Origin of the sequence: Pseudomonas sp. ABFPK (assembly GCF_001586765.1) — a bacterium.
GTDB classification, from domain to species: domain Bacteria; phylum Pseudomonadota; class Gammaproteobacteria; order Pseudomonadales; family Pseudomonadaceae; genus Aquipseudomonas; species Aquipseudomonas asiatica.
Window position 1 is genome coordinate 43,445 of the sequence record NZ_LQXW01000010.1, and the last position, 18,251, is coordinate 61,695.

An 18,251-nucleotide genomic window follows, 5' to 3' on the forward strand; every position below is an offset into this window, starting at 1 on the left:
TTGTGCTGCGAAGAGGTCAGTATGGCAGACAGATTTCCGCCAGCCATGCGGGCATCTTCGCAGCACAAGGCTGCTCCTACAGTGGGCTCGACAGATGGGTGGCAAGCCCCGCCAGGGCACAGGCTATCAACACCTGGATCACCCCACGCTTGTAACGGAACAGCGCCACCGCCGCCGCCAGCGCAATCAGCGCCGAAGGCCAGTCGAACCGCCCGTCGAAACCGGCCGGCCACAATACGTGGTAGCCGAAGAACAGCGCGAGGTTGAGGATCACGCCCACTACCGCCGCGGTTATCCCGGTCAGCGGGGCGGTGAATTTGAGTTCGTTGTGGGTAGATTCCACCAGCGGGCCACCGGCCAGGATGAACAGGAACGAGGGCAGGAAGGTGAACCAGGTCACCAGGCTCGCCGCTACCGCGCCGGCCATGAACGCCTGGTCGGTGCCGAACATGGGGTGCAGGTAGCCACCGACGAAGCCGACGAAGGCCACCACCATGATCAGCGGCCCGGGGGTGGTTTCCCCCAACGCCAGGCCATCGATCATCTGCGTCGGCGACAGCCAGCCGTAATGGCTGACGGCCCCCTGGTAGACGTAGGGCAGCACCGCGTAGGCGCCGCCGAAGGTCAGCAATGCCGCCTTGGTGAAGAACCAGCCCATTTGCGTCAAGGTGCCTTGCCAGCCAAAGGTAGCCATCAGTACACCCATGGGCAGCAGCCACAGCGCGGCACCCACCAGCAGCAGGCCCAGCAGCCGCCCCCAGCTGAAGCGGGCGTGCTCTGGCGCCGGTGTGTCGTCGTCGATCACGGCCGGGCCATGGCTGGCCCTGGCTGCGCCGTGGCCACCACCAGGCGCGAACTGCCCCGGTAGCAGCCGCCCGCCGATATGGCCCAGCAGCGCGGCCGCCAGCACGATCAGCGGGAAGGGAACGTCGAGCGCGAAAATGGCCACGAACGAGGCCGCGGCAATGGCCCACAACCAGCCGTTTTTCAGGGCGCGCGTGCCAATGCGATGTGCGGCATGCACGACGATGGCGGTCACGGCCGGCTTGATCCCGTAGAAAATACCAGCCACCACCGGCACTTCGCCCCAGGCCAGATAGACCCACGACAGGCCGATCAGGATGAACAGCGACGGCATTACGAACAGGGTGCCGGCAATCACCCCACCCCAGGTGCGGTGCATCAGCCAGCCAATGTAGGTGGCCAGTTGCTGGGCCTCGGGGCCAGGCAGCAGCATGCAGTAGTTGAGGGCATGCAGAAAGCGCCGCTCGCTGATCCAGCGGCGCCGCTCCACCAGTTCCTGATGCATGATCGCTATCTGCCCCGCCGGGCCGCCGAAGCTGATGAAACCCAGCTTCAGCCAGAACAGCAAGGCCTCGATCCGGCTGATGTGACCACGCGTTTGCTCGGCGGCGCCTTGCAGGTGTTCCGTCATTTTCTTCCCTTTGGTATTCAGCTGGCCGCAGCGCGCTGTCGCTTGATCCGGTACATATCGCCATCAGCATGGCGCAGCAGCATGTCGGCATCATTGCCGTCTTCGGGGAAACGGGCCACGCCAATGCTGCAGGACGGCGCTCCGATGCCTGCAAACTCGGCGCCGAGTGGCTCGGCCATGGCTGCCAGGATACGTGCCACCTGCTCGACAATGGCCTCTGGTGAGGCGTAGTCGGTCAACAGCACGGTGAACTCGTCACCGCCCATCCGCGCCACTGTATCGGTCGCCCCAACGCAGCCTTCCAGGCGCCGCGCCAGGGTGCACAGCACCCGGTCGCCCACGCTGTGGCCGTGGTTGTCGTTGATATCCTTGAAGTCGTTGATATCGATGAACAGCAACGCCAGCGGATGGTTGTGGTGCCGGGCCGCGACAAGTGCGGTGCCCAGCCGCTCATTGAACATGGCCCGGTTGGCCAGGCGAGTCAGCGGGTCATGGTGGGCCAGGAAACGCAATTCTTCCTCGGCCTGGTGTTGGGCGGTGATATCCCGCGCTACACCAATGCGGGCATTGGCCTCATCGGACCAGGAGGCCGACCACAGGATATGCACGATACTGCCATCCTTGCGGATGTAGCGGTTACGGAAGTCGTAATGGGGTTGGCCGTTCATCACCCGTACGATCGACGCGCGGGTAATCGCCAGGTCGTCAGGGTGCATGTAGTCGGTGATCGGTGTGCCGATCAGCTCGCAGGCCTGGTAGCCCAGCAGCGCCTCGCAGGCATCGCTGACGAAAACGATCTGGTTGTCCCTGTCGACCACGAACACCGTGTCCAGCATCAGGTGGATCAGCCTGGGGTATAACGATTGCAGGTCTACGGGCATGGGGCATGGCGTCCGCGGCGGGGTCACCGATCATAGCCTGAAATGGAACAAAATGCGGTAGGCGCCGCTGTGGGAGCGGGCCGCCGATAGTCAGTTGCTTACTATCAGTTCCGGCCCGAGGTAATCGTTGATCTGCTGGATATCGTCATCTCCCAGGCTGCCCACCGACGATGCCAGGCGCAGCCGCGACATCAGGTAGTTCAGCTTCGCCTCGAACAGGTCATGCCGGGCGTCAAAAAGCAATTCCTCGGCATTGAGCACATCCGAGTTGGTGCTGGTGCCGCCCTCCCTGAAGCCCTTGCGGGCCGAAAGCAGCGAGCGTTCGTTGGATGCCACGGCCTTTTCCAGCGCCTGGATGCGCAAGGCGCCACTCTGTACGCCGCGGTACTCGCGGGTGGTGTCGGAGATCACTTCCTGGCGCGTGGCATCCAGTTCATCCAGTGCCTTGGAACTGTTGGCACTGGCCTGGCGGGTGAGGGCGCTGGTGCTGCCGCCGCTGTATAGCGGAATGTTCAGCTCCAGCCCGATCGAGCTGTAGTGGTTGCGCTGGTTCAGTTCGGAGATCGACTGGCTGCTGCCGGCGGTATAGCCCGCCACGAAATCAAGGGTCGGCCAGTGCCCGGCGCGGGCGCGTTTCACTTCTTCTTCGGCCAGCTCGTAGTTGTGCCGGCGCGCATGGATCAACGGGCTGTCGGCCTGGGCCTTGACCAGCCAGTCCTGCAGGTTGCCCGGCATCAGCGGCGGTGTGTTGAAGCCCGGCTGCAAGGTGGTCAGCGACTCCGGTGTTTCACCAATGTATTCCTCCAGCTTGCGGCGGGCGTTGACCAGGTTGTCCTGGGCCTCGATCAGGTCGGCCTCGGCCAGGTCGCGACGGGCTACCGACTCGTCGATGTCGGTGATGGTGCCAGCGCCCAGCTCCATGCGCCGCTTTGCCGACGCCAGCTGCTCTTCGAAGGCATTCAGCTTGGCCTTGGCCAGGGTGATGGTTTCGCTGGCCAGCAGCACGTCGAAGTAGGCTTCGGCCAGGCGCACCGCAGCGTCCTGGGTCTTGGCATCGAACACCGCCACGCTGTAGTCGGCACGCTGCTGGCCCTGGTGGTATTCGGCCATCTTCTGCTTGTTGAACAGCGGTTGGCGCAAACGCACGTTGGCGCCCTTGGAGTCATAGTCCAGGTCGCTATCCCGTCCACTCTGACGCTGGCTGCCATTGACCTTGTTGAAGTAGCCCGCAGCGTTGATCTGCGGCAGCAGGCCGGCCTGCCCGATGGCGCGGTTCTCACTGCCGGCTTCCTTCTCGTGCACCGCGGCGCGGTAGATCGGGCCCTGGTACTGCAGCAGGTCCCAGGCTTGCTTCAGGTCCATGGCACTGGCCTGTACGGACAACCCCAACAGGCACAACATCAGGCACGGGCGATTCATGTCATTGCTCCTTGAACGAGGCGTCCACGCGTTCGAGCATCGGCTTGAGCAGGTAGCTGAGCAGGTTGCGCTCGCCGGTCTTGATGGTGACGGTGGCCGGCATCCCGGGGCGGATATGGTTGCTGCCCAGCAGGGCCATGCCGTCCTGCGTCACTTCCACCTGGGCCAGGTAGTACGGTTGCTTGCTTTCTTCGTCCATCAGGCGGTCGGCGGAGATGGTCTTGACCCGCCCCGGGATATTCGGCGTCTTCGCATGGTTGAAGGCCGGGAAGGCCAGGTCCACGTTCAAGCCCGGCACCATCTTGTCGATGGCCTGCACCGGGATCATCGCGTCCACCTGCAACGGCTGGTCCAGCGGTACCACCTCCATGATCTTGGCCCCTGGCTGGATGATGCCGCCGACCGTGGCGATGCTCAGGGCCTGGACCATGCCGTCGATCGGCGAGCGGATCACCGTATGGGTCACTTCGTAGTCCAGCGCGCGCAGGCGATCGGCCAGGGTGGTGTTCTCCTTGGCGGTATCGGTCAGCTGCGATTCCACTTCCTTGAGGTAGTCGTGCTGGCGTTGCAGGATGCGCAGCTTGATCTCGGTGGCCTGGCTGCGCGCCCGGGCAATGTTGTTGAGGTTTTCGGCCTGGCCGGCGGACAGGTCGGCATTGTTGCGCTCCAGCTCCAGCAGGCGGTTGCGTGGTACATAGCCTTCGGCGGCGAGCACGCGTGTGCCTTGCAGTTCCTGGTTGAGGAAGCCGATCTGCGAGGCGCGGGCGCCGTACACCTGCTGCAGGCCCTTGAGCTGCACCGCCGTGGCAGCCAGGTTTTCCTCGAGGATGCTCAGTTCGCCGGCAAGGCCTGCGCGGCGGGTGTCCAGCAGGCGCTGTTGCAGGTCCATGGCTGCCAGCAGGCGCGGGTCGTCGCCGTAGTGCTCGAGCAGGGCAGGGTCGAAGGTAACCTGGTCGCGGCCATCGCGCTCGGCTTCCAGGCGGTTCTCCACGGTCTTGCTGACGATGTACTGGGCACTGACCGCACCCTGTTCGGCCACCGAGCGCAGGGCGTCCAGGCGTACCACCTCCTGGCCTTTCTTCACAACATCGCCTTCACGCACCAGGATCGCCTCGACCGTGCCACCGGTCAGGTGCTGTACGGCCTTGCGGTTGCTGCTGACCTTGACGGTACCGGTGGCGACCACACCGGCATCCAGCGGCGCCAGGCCCGACCACAGCAGGAAACCGCCAAAGCCGGCGACGACCAGCCACACGCCCCAGCGTGCCGGCCGATGAATGTCCAGGTCGATCTCGTTGCGAGCCTCGGCGGGAATCAACTCGGTGTGTTGGGTCATCTGCATGATCGGTCACTCCCGTACTTTTACCGACGCCAGCGGCGCAGCGGTCGCCGTCGGGATCACGCTGGCCTTGCGCAGCGCCGCGAACACTTCGTCACGGCTGCCGAGCATGTGCACGGCACCGTCACGCAGCATCAGCACCTTGTCGACCGCGCACAGCACATTGGGCCGGTGGGAAATCAGGATTACCGTGGCACCGCGCGCCTTGAGTTCGGCCAGCGCATCGACCAGGGCCTTTTCGCCAACGTCATCGAGGTTGGCGTTGGGCTCGTCCAGCACCACCAGGTTCGGTTCGCCATACAGCGCACGGGCCAGGGCGATGCGTTGCTTCTGGCCACCGGACAGCGGGCTGCCGTCGGCTGCCAGTCGGGTGTCGTAGCCCTGCGGGAAGCGCAGGATCATGTCGTGCACACCGCTGCTGCGGGCAGCGCGGATCACCGCTTCGCTGTCCACTTCGGCAAAGCGTGCGATGTTTTCGGCGATGGTGCCCTCGAACAACTCCACGTCCTGCGGCAGGTAGCCGAGCCACGGGCCGAGTTCGGCCTTGTTCCAGGTGAAGATGTCGGCGCCGTCCAGGCGCACCTTGCCGGCCTGGGTCGGCCACACGCCTACCAGCAGGCGGGCGAGGGTGGATTTGCCCGAAGCCGACGGGCCGATGATGCCCAGGCTTTCACCCGGGACCAGGCTGAAGCTGACCCCGCGCACGATGCTGTTGCTGGTGCCGGGAGCACTGGCGACCACGTTTTCCACGGCCAGCATGCCCATTGGCCGTTGCAGCGACATGCTTGGTGGCCGCTGCGGATAGTCGTGCAGCAGATCGTTGAGCCGGCCCCAGGCGGAGCGGCTGCCTTGCAGTTGCTTCCACGCGGCGATCACCTGTTCTACCGGGGCCAGGGCGCGGCCGGTGAGGATCGAGCAGGCGATCATCATGCCGGGGGTGATCTTGCCTTCGATCGCCAGCAGTGCGCCGGCGCCGAGGATCACCGATTGCAAGGTAATGCGCACGAAGCGCCCGGTGCTACTGATGATCGCCGCGCGGTCGGAGGCCAGGGTCTGCATCTGCAGGATGCGCAAATGGCCCTGAAACCAGCGCTTGCCGATCGCTGGCAGCATGCCCATGGCTTCGATCACTTCGGCGTTGCGCAGGTTGTTGTTGGCATAGCTGGCCGACGACATGGCCGCCTGGTTGGCCTCGGCCAAGGGTTTTTGCGTGGCCTTCTCGGTGAGGTAGGCCAGGCCCACCAGGATCAGCGAACCGATCAGCGTCACCAGCCCCAGCAGTGGGTGGATCAGGTAGCAGACCAGCAGGTAGATCGGTGTCCACGGGGCATCGAAGAAAGCGAACAGGCCGTTGCCGGTGAGAAACTGCCGTACCTGGGCCAGGTCCTGCAAGGCCTGGGCCGGGTTGCCGCCGGCGCGGCTCAGGTTGCGTTCGAAGGCAGCGCTGAAGATGCGTCGGTTCAGATCCATGTCGAGGAAGTTGCCGACCCGGATCAGTACGCGGGTGCGGACCATCTCCAGGGCCGACATCAGCATGAACAGGCCGATCACCAGCAAGGTGAGCATGGTCAGGGTGGTGACGTTGCGGCTGACCAGGGCGCGGTCGTACACCTGCAACATATAAATAGCTGGCGTCAACATCATGACGTTTATGACGCCGCTGAAGGCGGCCAGGGCAAAAAAGCTGCGGCGCAGGCGGAACAGCACGTCGGCCAACTCGGAACGAGTGCGTGGTGGCTTGTGCATCGGGGCCTCCCTTTATCACAAACGGGAAGCCCTTGCGGCGGCCCGTACAGCGGTAGTTGTGGCTTCTGGTCGGCTCGCAGGCGGGTCGCTCTGAGGGCGAATGGTCCAAAACGCTGCGTTGCTCCCACATGCTGGAGCGTAGGTTGCAGTGAAACACTCGGTAATATCGTTTTGCTCTATAAAATCTTTGAACTTTTCATAAGTGCCGTGAAAACAGTAAGTTGTATAGCATTGTCGGCGTTGCGTGAATTTTTGACGGGATATTGACAAGCTTTTCTTCTACGACTTTAGTCTGATGTGTTCGGACCCTGTGCGAGCTGGGGTCGATGTGTGTGCGGTACCAATCTGTATCGCACCATTTACAAGGTTCCCGCCGTTCCTGTGGGAGCCGGCTTGCCGGCGATGAGGCCAGTGGCGATAACGCAGCACCGTAGTGCCCAACTGCCCCAGAACCCAAAATCAGAACTGCGCACGTCACATTGACTGGGCGCGGGAAGGACCCTGTTGCCCTGAGTCATCTCCCGACAGATCGAGGGCAATTGAAATGGCAGATTTCAGCAAGTCGGACCTGGAGTTCATCCTTCAGCAGATCTTCATCGCCGAAGCGCATGCCGATGGCGCCAGCCTGATCGACCTGCTGCCCAACAGCCAGGTGCCGTTCGGCCTGCGTACCGTGGACGGCAGCTACAACAACCTGGTGACCGGGCAGAGCGAGTTCGGCGCCGCCGACAATTCGTTCCTGCGCCTGCTCAGCCCATCCTTCACCGGCGACTACGCCGGCACCGGTACGGTCATCGACTCGCAACCACGCACCATCAGCAACCTGATCGTCGACCAGACGGCGAACAACCCGGCAGCGGTCGAAGCCAATGGCGGCGCCGCCCCGGTGATCAGCCCCGGCATCGACGGGGTATTCGGCACCGCTGACGACACGGAGGTGTTCTTCATCCCCAACGTGTCGCCCGACGTCGGCCTGACCGCCGGCTTCAACGCCTGGATGACCTTCTTCGGCCAGTTTTTCGACCACGGCCTGGACCTGGTCACCAAGAGCAGCACCGACGTCGTGTTCATCCCGCTGCAGCCGGACGACCCGCTGTACGTCGAAGGCAGCCCGACCAACTTCATGGTGCTGCCGCGCGCCGTGCGTACTGCAGGCGCCGATGGTGTGGTGGGTACTGCCGACGATGGCCAGACCAACACTACCTCGCCGTTTGTCGACCAGAGCCAGACCTACAGCTCGCACCCCTCGCACCAGGTGTTCCTGCGTGAATACACGCTCAATGCCGCAGGCGACCCGGTAGCCACCGGGCGGTTGATCACCAACCGTGACCTGGGCGCCGATGGCCGCTTCGGCACCGCCGACGATGGCAATGGTGAAAGCGGTGGCATGGCCACCTGGGCAGTGGTCAAGGCCCAGGCCCGCGACCTGCTCGGCATAAACCTGACCGACGCCGATGTGCACAGCGTGCCACTGCTGGCCACCGACCCCTACGGCAACTTCCTGCGTGGGCCCAACGGCATGCCACAGGTGGTGATGCGCGTGAACAATGGTGCCGACGGCATTGCCGGTACCGCCGACGACGTCACCACGCTGGTCGAAGGCAACCGCGACGCGCCTATCAGCCTGGCCAATGCCGTGAGCACCGGGCATGGTTTCCTTGACGACATCGCCCATAACGCCGCGCCGGTGATCGTGAACGGTGTGCTGCAGGCCGACGCCGATATTGCCGTCGGCAACGCGCAACCAACCGGGCCTGGCGGCAACAACCTGACCTACGACAACGAACTGCTCGACGCCCACTACATCGCCGGCGACGGCCGGGTGAACGAGAACATCGGCCTGACTGCCGTGCACCATGTGTTCCACTCCGAGCACAACCGCCTGGTGCAGCAGACCAAGGACACCCTGCTGGCCGCCGGTGACCTGGCGTTTCTCAACCAGTGGCTGATCGATGATGTCGCTGCCATCCCCACCACGCCCGCCGAAATCGCCGCGCTGGTATGGGACGGCGAGCGGCTGTTCCAGGCTGCCAAGTTCGGCACCGAAATGCAGTACCAGCACCTGGTGTTCGAGGAGTTCGCCCGCACCATTCAGCCGCAGATCGACGAGTTTCTCGCCCCCAACGGCTATGACACCTCGATCGACCCGGCCATCCTCGCCGAGTTCGCCCACGTGGTTTACCGCTTCGGCCACTCGATGCTGACCGAAACCGTCGACCGCTACGACCCGACGTTCGCCACGGTGAATGACGACCCGCAGCTGGGCCTGATCGCTGCCTTCCTCAACCCGCTGGCATTCGCCGGCAGTGGCGCCACTGCCGATGAAGCGGCCGGTGCGATCATCCGCGGTGTCACCCGCCAGTTGGGCAACGAAATCGACGAGTTCGTCACCGAAGCGCTGCGCAACAACCTGCTCGGCCTGCCGCTGGACCTGCCTGCGCTGAACATCGCGCGTGGCCGTGACACCGGCATCCCCACCCTGAACGAGGCGCGCCGCGAGTTCTACGCCATGACCGGCGACAGCCAGCTCAAGCCCTACATCAGCTGGGCCGACTTTGCCGACCACCTCAAGCACCCGGCGTCGCTGATCAACTTCATCGCCGCCTACGGTACCCACGCCACCATCACCGGGGCGGGCACCGAAGCGGCCAAGCGCGCCGCTGCCGTGGCGCTGGTGCTTGGCGGTGACGGCGCGCCAGCGGACCGCCTGGACTTCCTCAACGGCACCGGCGCCTATGCCAACGTGACACTGGCCGGTGCCGACGGCATCGCCGGCACCGCCGATGACATCACCGGGGTGACCGTGACCGGTGTCGATGCCATCGACTTCTGGGTCGGCGGCCTGGCCGAGCAGAAAATGCCATTCGGCGGCATGCTCGGCTCCAGCTTCAACTTCGTCTTCGAGACCCAGCTGGAAGCCCTGCAGAACGGCGACCGGTTCTACTACCTGTCGCGCACCGCGGGCATGAACTTTGGCACCGAGCTGGAGAACAACTCCTTCGCCAAGCTGATCATGCTCAACTCCGATGTCACCCACCTGTCCAACACCGTGTTCCTCACGCCCACCTTCACCCTGGAAGTGGACCAGACCAAGCAGTTCACCGGCCTGGGCGCCGACGGCCGGGCCGACCCGACGGGCGGCATCATGATCAACGGTGTCGAAGTGGTGCCGCTGGTGATTCGCGACAACCCCGATACCGTGGGTACCGACACCAACTTCCTGCATTACACCGGCGAAGACCACGTGGTGCTGGGCGGCACCTCCGGCAACGACATCATCATCTCCAGTGAGGGCGACGATACCCTATACGGTGACGCCGGCAACGACACCCTGGAAGGCGGTGCGGGCAACGATGCGGTACTGGGCGGCGCCGGTGACGACATCATCACCGACTCGTTCGGCGACAACCGCCTGGAAGGCAACGACGGCAACGATGTGATCGTCGCCGGCAGCATGCTGGTGGGCGGCAACCTGATCCTGGGCGGCAACGGCCAGGACTTCATCATCACCACCGAAGACATCAGCACCACCTTCGGCGGCCAGGGCGACGACTTCATTCTCGGCGCCAAGACCAACCTGCCACCGACCGGCAACGAGGGTGACGACTGGATCGAGAAGGGCACCCAGGACGGTGCGCCCGGCGACAACTTTGCGCCGCTGCTGGGTGACGAAGTGGTCGGCAACGACATCTTCGTCGGTGGTGGCGGCTTCGACGAAATGATCGGCGAGGGCGGCGATGACATCTTTGTCGGCAGCGATGCCCAGGACAAGATGGATGGCATGTCCGGTTTCGACTGGGTTACCAACAAGAATGACCAGGTCGGCGTCACCGTCGACCTGACCCTGGCCGCCCTGGCTCAGCCTCATGGCAACGCACCGAACCAGAACACCGGTATTTTCAACCCGGTCGGCGCCTCGCCGGCCTCAATCCTCGACCGCTTCGCCGAGGTCGAGGGCGTGTCCGGTTCGAACTTCGCCGATGTGCTCAAGGGCGATAATGTCGATGCCGTGACCATCCTCAACCATGGTGGTGCTACCGGTAGTGCGCTGACCAACGTGGCGCTGATCCGTGGCCTGCAGCAGTTCCTGGCCGATGCCGGATTGCCGACCACCGGCTTTGCCACCGGTAACATCATGCTCGGCGGCAACGGCAGCGACCTGATCGAAGGCCGTGGCGGTGATGACCTGATCGACGGCGACAAGTGGCTCAACGTGCGCATCGCCGTGTACGCGCCGGGAGACGTCAACCACACCGGCCCTGAAATCGCCAGCTTCGACAGCATGGTCGACATGATTCCGTTCATGCTCGACCGCACCTACAACCCTGGCCAGCTCAAGGCCGTGCGGGAAATCCTGCCCGGCACCTCGACGGGTGGGGCGGCGTTCGACACGGCGGTGTTCTCGGGGGTGCAGAGCGAGTACACGGTGACGCAGAACACCAAAGGTACGCTGGACACTTCCGATGATGTCTGGACGGTGACCGACAACGTGGCCGGCCGCGATGGTGTCGATACCCTGCTGCACATCGAGCGCCTGCAGTTCTCCGACAGCCAGCGGGTGCTGGTGGAAGGGCAGAATGCGCAGCCTGTCGGCAGCCCGGCCGTTACTGATAACAACGGCGGCGCGATTACCGTGGGCGACCTCCTTACGGTAAACGTGGCCGGCGTGCGGGATGCCGACAACATCAGCGCCGGCAACCCGCTTGGCACACTCGCTGACCGTTCGGTGTCGTACTACTGGCAGTTCGAGGCCACCCCGGGCAGCGGTGTGTTCGAAGACATCATCCTGCTGCCGGCAGGCGACCTGGCGTTCCAGAGCGCCGACGGCACCACGTTCAAGGTGTCGCCGGACCTGGCCGGGTTGTCGTTGCGGGTCAAGGCGATCTACCAGGACGCCCATGGCACCACCGAAGTGCTGTTCTCCCAGCCCACCACCGTGGTGCAACCGGGCGCGCCTGTGGTACCGACGCCAGTCACGCCGGTGGTGGATGCCACCGCAGGCGGTGCCGGGCTGCACATGGTGCGCTCCGACCTCAACTTCATCCTCGAGCAGATCAAGATCGCCGAGGCCGACGCCAACGGGGCAGACATCCTCTCGCTGCTGCCCAACATTCGTGCGCCACTCGGCCTGCGGGCGGTGGATGGTTCGAACAACAACCTGATGAACCTCAACGGCATCAACAACACCGAGTTCGGTGCGGCCGACAACGTCTTCCCGCGCGTGACCGACCCGGTGTTCAACCCGGCCGAAGGTGCACCGGCCGGCTTCTTCGGCCCTGGCTCGCCGGCCATTCCGGGCTCGTCGTACGAGCAGACCAGTGGCCCGGTATTCGACTCGCAGCCGCGCACCATCAGTAACCTGATCGTCGACCAGACCTCCAACAACCCGGCGGCCTATGCCACCGCGTATGATCCGGGTGCGGACGGCGTGCTCAACTTCGGCGTCGAGGGCAATGACGACGTGCTCAAGGACGGCGTGCGCATTGTCGCCAGCCCGGGCCTGGACGGCCAGTTCGGCACCGACGACGATCACGACGTTTACCTGTTCGAGAACACCGCCGCCGATGCCGGCCTGTCCGCGCCGTTCAACGCCTGGATGACCTTCTTCGGGCAGTTCTTCGACCATGGCCTGGACCTGGTCACCAAGGGGGGCTCGGGCACCATCTACATCCCGCTGCAACCGGATGACCCGCTGTACGTGGAGGGCGGTTTCACCAACTTCATGGTGGTGACACGTGCGACCAACCAGCCTGGACCGGACGGCGTGCTTGGCACGGCCGACGACATCCACGAGCACACCAATACCACCTCGCCGTTCGTGGACCAGAACCAGACCTACAGCTCGCACCCCTCGCACCAGGTGTTCCTGCGCGGCTATGTGCTGACTGACGACGGGCCTATTGCCACCGGCCGGTTGATCACCAACCGGGACCTGGGCGCCGACGGCCGCTACGGTACCGCCGACGACACCGAAATTGGTGGCATGGCGACCTGGAAGGTGGTCAAGGCCCAAGCTCGTGACGTACTGGGCATAAACCTGACCGATGCAGACGTAGACAACGTGCCGCTGCTGGCGACCGATGCCTACGGCAACTTCATCAAGGGGCCCAACGGCTTCCCGATGGTGATCATGAAAGGCGCCGACGGCATTGCCGGCACGGCCGACGACCAGCAGGTCGAGGGCAACCCGCTGGCGCCGATCGACCTGACCAACGCCGTGCGCACCGGTCACCAGTTCCTTGCCGACATCGCCCACAATGCCGTGCCGGTGTTCAGCAATGGCGTGCTGGTGCCTGATGCTGATACCGATGTCGGCAACGCCGTGCCGGTGAACCCGCAGACTGGCGCCAACCTGGCCTACGACAACGAGCTGCTCGATGCGCACTACATCGCCGGCGACGGCAGGGTCAACGAGAACATCGGCCTGACCGCCGTGCATGCGATCTTCCACTCCGAGCACAACCGGCTGGTGGCGCAGACCATGGACACCGTGCTCGACTCGGGTGACCTGGCCTTCATCAACGAGTGGCTGCTCAACCCGTTGAGCGCGCTGCCGGCCAACCAGGCCGAGATCGACGCACTGGTGTGGAATGGCGAGCGGCTGTTCCAGGCCGCCAAGTTCGGTACCGAGATGCAGTACCAGCACCTGGTGTTCGAGGAGTTCGCCCGTACCGTGCAGCCGCGGGTCGACTTGTTCTTCGCCCCGACCCAGGTGTATGACGTCGACCTCGATGCGTCGATCGTGGCCGAATTCGCCCACACCGTGTACCGCTTCGGCCACTCGATGCTGACCGAAACCGTCGACCGCTTCGACGTCGACTTCACCGTCATCAGTGACCCGGCCAGCGCCAACCCCGACCAGCAACTGGGCCTGATCGCGGCGTTCCTCAACCCGCTGGCGTATGCCGCCAGTGGCGTCACCCCCGAGGATGCCACCAGCGCCATCGTGCGCGGGGTAACCCGCCAGGCCGGTAACGAAATCGATGAGTTCGTCACCGAGGCGCTGCGCAACAACCTGCTCGGCCTGCCGCTGGACCTGCCGGCGATCAACATCGCTCGGGGCCGCGACGTCGGTATCCCTTCGCTGAACGCAGTGCGTCGGGACATCTACGCGCAAACTGGCGATACCCAGCTCAAGCCGTACACCAGCTGGGTCGACCTGGTACAGCACCTGAAGCATCCGGAGTCGTTGATCAACTTCATCGCCGCCTACGGCACCCACAGCACCATCACCGGGGCCACCACGTTGCTGGAGAAACGCGCGGCGGCCATGGCCCTGGTGTTCGGCGGCGACGGCGCGCCAGCCGATCGCCTGGACTTCCTCAACAGCACCGGCGCCTACGCCAACGTCACCCTGCCTGGCAAGGATGGCGTGCTCGGCACCGTCGATGACCTGCGGGCAGTGACCGTGACCGGTGTCGATGCCATCGACCTGTGGATCGGTGGCCTGGCGGAGGCGAAAACCCCGTTCGGCGGCATGCTGGGCAGCACGTTCAACTTCGTGTTCGAAAACCAGATGGAGAAACTGCAGGACGGCGACCGCTTCTACTACCTGGAGCGCACCGCCGGCCTGTCGATGAACGCCGAGCTGGAAAGCAACTCGTTCGCCAAGCTGATCATGGCCAACACCTCGGTCACCCACTTGCCGGGCCTGGTGTTCTCCGACGTTGGCTTCTACCTGGAAGTGGACCAGAGCAAGCAGTTCAACGAAGGCCTGGGCAATGCCGACCCACTGGGCGAAAACGGCGAGCAGGTGGTGTTCCGCGACAGCCTGCTGACAGTAGGCCCGGACACCAACTACATCCGCTATGCCGGTGACCAGCATATCGTGCTGGGTGGCACCAACGGTGACGACATCCTGGTTTCCAGCGAGGGTGACGACACGGTCTGGGGCGATGGCGGCAACGACCGCATCGAGGGTGGCGACGGTAACGACCAGCTGCGTGGTGGTGCCGGCGACGACATCATCAGCGACATGGGTGGTGACGACAACATCCAGGGCGGCGACGGCAACGATGTGCTGCACGGTGGTAATGGCATCAACCTGATCATCGGCGGTTTCGGCAACGACTTCATCGTTACCGGTGAGGACGCCTCCGAAGCCATTGGCGGCCAGGGCAACGACTTCATCCTGGGCAGCAAGGCCAACGAACAGGACATGGGCAACGAAGGTGACGACTGGATCGAGAAGGGCACCTCGGACGGTGCGCCTGGCGACAACTTCGACCCGCTCGGCAACGACCCGGTCATCGGCAACGACGTGTTCATCGGTGGCAACGAGAACGACAAGTTCAACGGTGAAGGCGGTGACGACATCATGGTCGGCAGCCTGGGCTTCGGTGACCGCTACATCGGTGGTTCCGGCTACGACTGGGCAACCTTCAAGGGCCTGGCCCAGGGCGTGACTGTCGACTTCAGCGACCGCTTCTTCAATGTGCCGCCGGTGCCGGGTTCGGGCGCGTCTGCGCTGGTGCGCTTCGACATCATGGAAGGCCTGTCGGGGTCGGCTCATGGCGACTTCCTGCGTGGTGACAGCGAAACCTCTGCCACCTTGCCGACCAATGGCGCCAACGGCAGCGTACTGACCAACATCAGCCTGATCAACGGCCTGTCCAGCCTGCTGGCCGCCGGTGCAACGTTCTACGATGGTGGCAACATCATCCTCGGTGGCAGTGGTAGCGACCTGATCGAAGGCCGTGGCGGCGACGACATCCTCGACGGTGACAAGTGGCTGAACGTGCGCATCAGCGTGCGCGCCAACAGCGACGGCACCGGCCCGGAAATCGCCAGCTTCGACAGCATGGAGCCGATGGTGCCGCTGATGCTCAAAGGCACCTACAACCCGGGCCAGCTGGTGATCGTTCGCGAAATCCTCAACGGCACCGACAGCTACGACACGGCGGTGTACTCGGGGGTGGCCAGCGACTACAGCGTGGTGGTCGATGGCAACTCGGTGATCGTCACCGACTCGGTGGCCGGGCGTGATGGTGTCGACCGCCTGACCGGCATCGAGCGCCTGCAGTTCTCGGATAGTTCGCAAGCTTCCGGTGTGGGTACCGCCGTCAACGCCGGCCCCACCGGCAGCCTGGTGATCCTTGACGCGGCCACCGGTGTGCGTGACGACACACCGGTAAGCGGCCAGCTGCTGCGGGTTACCCCGCTGGCGGTACATGATGCGGACAATGTCAGCGCAACCAACCTGACCGGTGCGATCACCGGCCCCGTGGCGTACTACTGGCAAGTAGAGACCCTGCCAGGTTCGGGGGTCTATGAAGACATCACCTTCGTTGCTGCCGGCGAGGTTTCGCGAGCTGTCGGTACCACCTACCGGGTCACCGACGATGTGGCGGGGCTGAACATCCGCGTACGCGCGGTGTACCAGGACACCAAGGGCACGCTGGAAATCGTCGATTCGGCGCCGAACAATGCGCCGACCGCCGGGCCTACCGTGACCGGGCTGCTGGTGCAGAACCAGACGCTCACCGCCAACCCGGCAACCATTGTCGATGCCGACGGCCTGAGCAACCCGCGGTTCACCTTCCAGTGGCAGTCCAACCGGGGTACCGGCTGGGTCGACATTGCTGGCGCCATCAACAGCACCTTCCTCCTTACCCAGAACCAGGTGGGGCAGAACATGCGGGTGGTGGTCAGCTACGTGGATGACTTCGGTGTGCAGGAGAGCATCGCCTCCGACATCCTCGACCCGGTGGCCAACGTCAACGATGCGCCCACCGGTGCGGTGCTGATCAGCGACACCACGCCAGACCAGGGCCAGACGCTGACCGCGCTCACCGGCAGTATCGCCGACCTGGATGGGCTGGGTGCGTTCAGCTTCCAGTGGCAGCAGAACATTGGCGGCACCTTCAGCAACATCGCGGGTGCCACTGCTGCAACCTTCACTCCGGGCTTCGAACAGGGTAACCGGCAGTTGCGGGTGGTCGTGAGCTACACCGACGCCTTCGGCACCCTGGAAACGCTGACCTCGGCAGCGACTGCGGCGGTGGTGCCGCCGCCAGGCGTGGTGCTGGTCGGTACTGCCGGGGCCAACACCCTGACCGGTGGTGCGGGCAACGACACGCTGTCGGGGCTGGGCGGCAACGATGTGCTCAACGGCCTTGGCGGCGCCGACCAACTGTTCGGCGGTGATGGTAACGACATCCTCAATGGGGGTAACGACCCCGACAGCCTCGACGGCGGTGCCGGCAACGACACCCTCAACGGCGGGCTTGGTGCGGATGCCATGGTTGGCGGTGCAGGCGACGATACCTTCGTGGTCGACAACCTCGGCGATACCGTGAGCGAGGCGCTGAACGGCGGTGTCGACCTGGTGCAGACCACCCTTGCCAGCTACACCCTGGGTGCCAACGTCGAAAACCTGACCTTTACCGGGGCAGGCAACTTCACGGGTACCGGCAACACGCTGGCCAACACCATCACCGGTGGTGCTGGCAATGACCTGCTCGATGGCGGTGCCGGTATCGACCGCCTGGTCGGTAGCCTGGGCAACGACACCTATGTGGTGGACAACGCCGGGGATGTGGTAGTCGAGGCTACGGCTGCCGGTACGGATACCGTGCGTGCCACGGCGGTCAGCTACACGCTGGGGGCCAACGTCGAGAACCTGACCTATATAGGGGCGGGCAACTTCACCGGTACCGGCAATGGCCTGGCCAACATCATTACCGGCGCGGCAGGTAACGACACCCTCAACGGCGATGGCGGCAACGACCAGTTGCTCGGTGGCCTGGGCACCGACACCCTGAACGGTGGCGCTGGCGACGACACCCTCGACGGCGGTGCCGGCAACGACTCGCTGTTCGGCGATACCGGCAACGATAACCTGCAGGGTGGTGCCGGCGATGACAACCTTGACGGCGGCAACGGCGTCGATGTGCTGCAGGGTGGCGATGGCAACGACACGCTGTTTGGTGACGTTGGCAATGACACCTTGCAGGGCGGTGCCGGCAATGACTTCCTCAACGGTGGGGCGGGTAACGATACCGTCGTGGGCGGTGCCGGCAACGACACGATGATGGCCACCGATGGCAATGATGTCTTCCAGTTCGCTGCCGGCTTCGGCAATGACCTGATCATCAACTTCGATGCAGTCCCGCAGGGTGGCCAGGACCGGCTGGATATCGCTGCCCTCAACATTACCGCGGCCACCTTTGCCGCCAACGTCACCATCGCCGATGTCGGCAATGACACGCTGGTCAGCATCGGTGCTACCGACTCCATCCGCCTGGTGGGGGTGGCGGATGCAACCACGGTGACCGTAGCGGACTTCAACCTGGCAGGTTGAGGGCCTGGGAGGACGCAGCAAGGGCCGCTCTGCGGCCCATTCGCGGGCAAGCCCGCTCCCACAGGGATATCACTGCCCTCAGGCTTGGTGATACCCCTGTGGGAGCGGGCTAGCCTGCGATTGGGCCGC

6 protein-coding genes are annotated in these 18,251 nt (G+C 64.3%); 1 reads left to right on the forward strand and 5 read right to left on the reverse strand.

Features of this window, described 5'->3' with window-relative positions:
• Positions 1–76 precede the first annotated feature (76 nt).
• The 5 genes from chrA to WM94_RS08390 all read right to left on the reverse strand — a co-directional run bounded on the left by chrA (position 77) and on the right by WM94_RS08390 (position 6,820).
• Positions 77–1,435, reverse strand: a complete 1,359-nt coding sequence (gene chrA, locus WM94_RS08370) for a chromate efflux transporter (protein WP_061550939.1) — start codon at positions 1,433–1,435, stop codon at positions 77–79.
• Positions 1,436–1,452: 17 nt separating this feature from the next.
• Entirely contained in the window at positions 1,453–2,316 is an 864-nt protein-coding gene (locus WM94_RS08375; RefSeq protein WP_043935540.1) for a sensor domain-containing diguanylate cyclase, read from the reverse strand.
• 90 nt (positions 2,317–2,406) lie between these two features.
• Complete coding sequence (locus WM94_RS08380) at positions 2,407–3,735, reverse strand: TolC family outer membrane protein (protein ID WP_061550940.1); 1,329 nt, start codon at positions 3,733–3,735, stop codon at positions 2,407–2,409.
• A 1-nt stretch (position 3,736) separates the two neighbouring features.
• Positions 3,737–5,077 (reverse strand): HlyD family type I secretion periplasmic adaptor subunit, encoded by a 1,341-nt coding sequence (locus WM94_RS08385; protein ID WP_061550941.1) that lies wholly within the window; start codon positions 5,075–5,077, stop codon positions 3,737–3,739.
• A 6-nt stretch (positions 5,078–5,083) separates the two neighbouring features.
• A complete protein-coding gene (locus WM94_RS08390; protein WP_061550942.1) occupies positions 5,084–6,820 on the reverse strand; it encodes a type I secretion system permease/ATPase in 1,737 nt (578 codons plus the stop codon).
• A 544-nt stretch (positions 6,821–7,364) separates the two neighbouring features.
• Between WM94_RS08390 and WM94_RS08395 the strand changes: the two genes are divergently transcribed.
• Positions 7,365–18,122, forward strand: coding sequence for a peroxidase family protein (locus WM94_RS08395; RefSeq protein ID WP_061550943.1), 10,758 nt, complete (start codon positions 7,365–7,367; stop codon positions 18,120–18,122).
• Positions 18,123–18,251 lie beyond the last annotated feature (129 nt).

Bases quoted from the DNA above. Each gene is read 5' to 3' on its own strand.
- WM94_RS08375 (WP_043935540.1), bottom strand. From the start codon at position 2,316: ATGCCCGTAGACCTGCAATCGTTATACCCCAGGCTGATCCACCTGATG.
- WM94_RS08380 (WP_061550940.1), bottom strand. From the start codon at position 3,735: ATGAATCGCCCGTGCCTGATGTTGTGCCTGTTGGGGTTGTCCGTACAG.
- WM94_RS08385 (WP_061550941.1), bottom strand. From the start codon at position 5,077: ATGCAGATGACCCAACACACCGAGTTGATTCCCGCCGAGGCTCGCAAC.
- WM94_RS08390 (WP_061550942.1), bottom strand. From the start codon at position 6,820: ATGCACAAGCCACCACGCACTCGTTCCGAGTTGGCCGACGTGCTGTTC.
- chrA (WP_061550939.1), bottom strand. From the start codon at position 1,435: ATGACGGAACACCTGCAAGGCGCCGCCGAGCAAACGCGTGGTCACATC.
- WM94_RS08395 (WP_061550943.1), top strand. From the start codon at position 7,365: ATGGCAGATTTCAGCAAGTCGGACCTGGAGTTCATCCTTCAGCAGATC.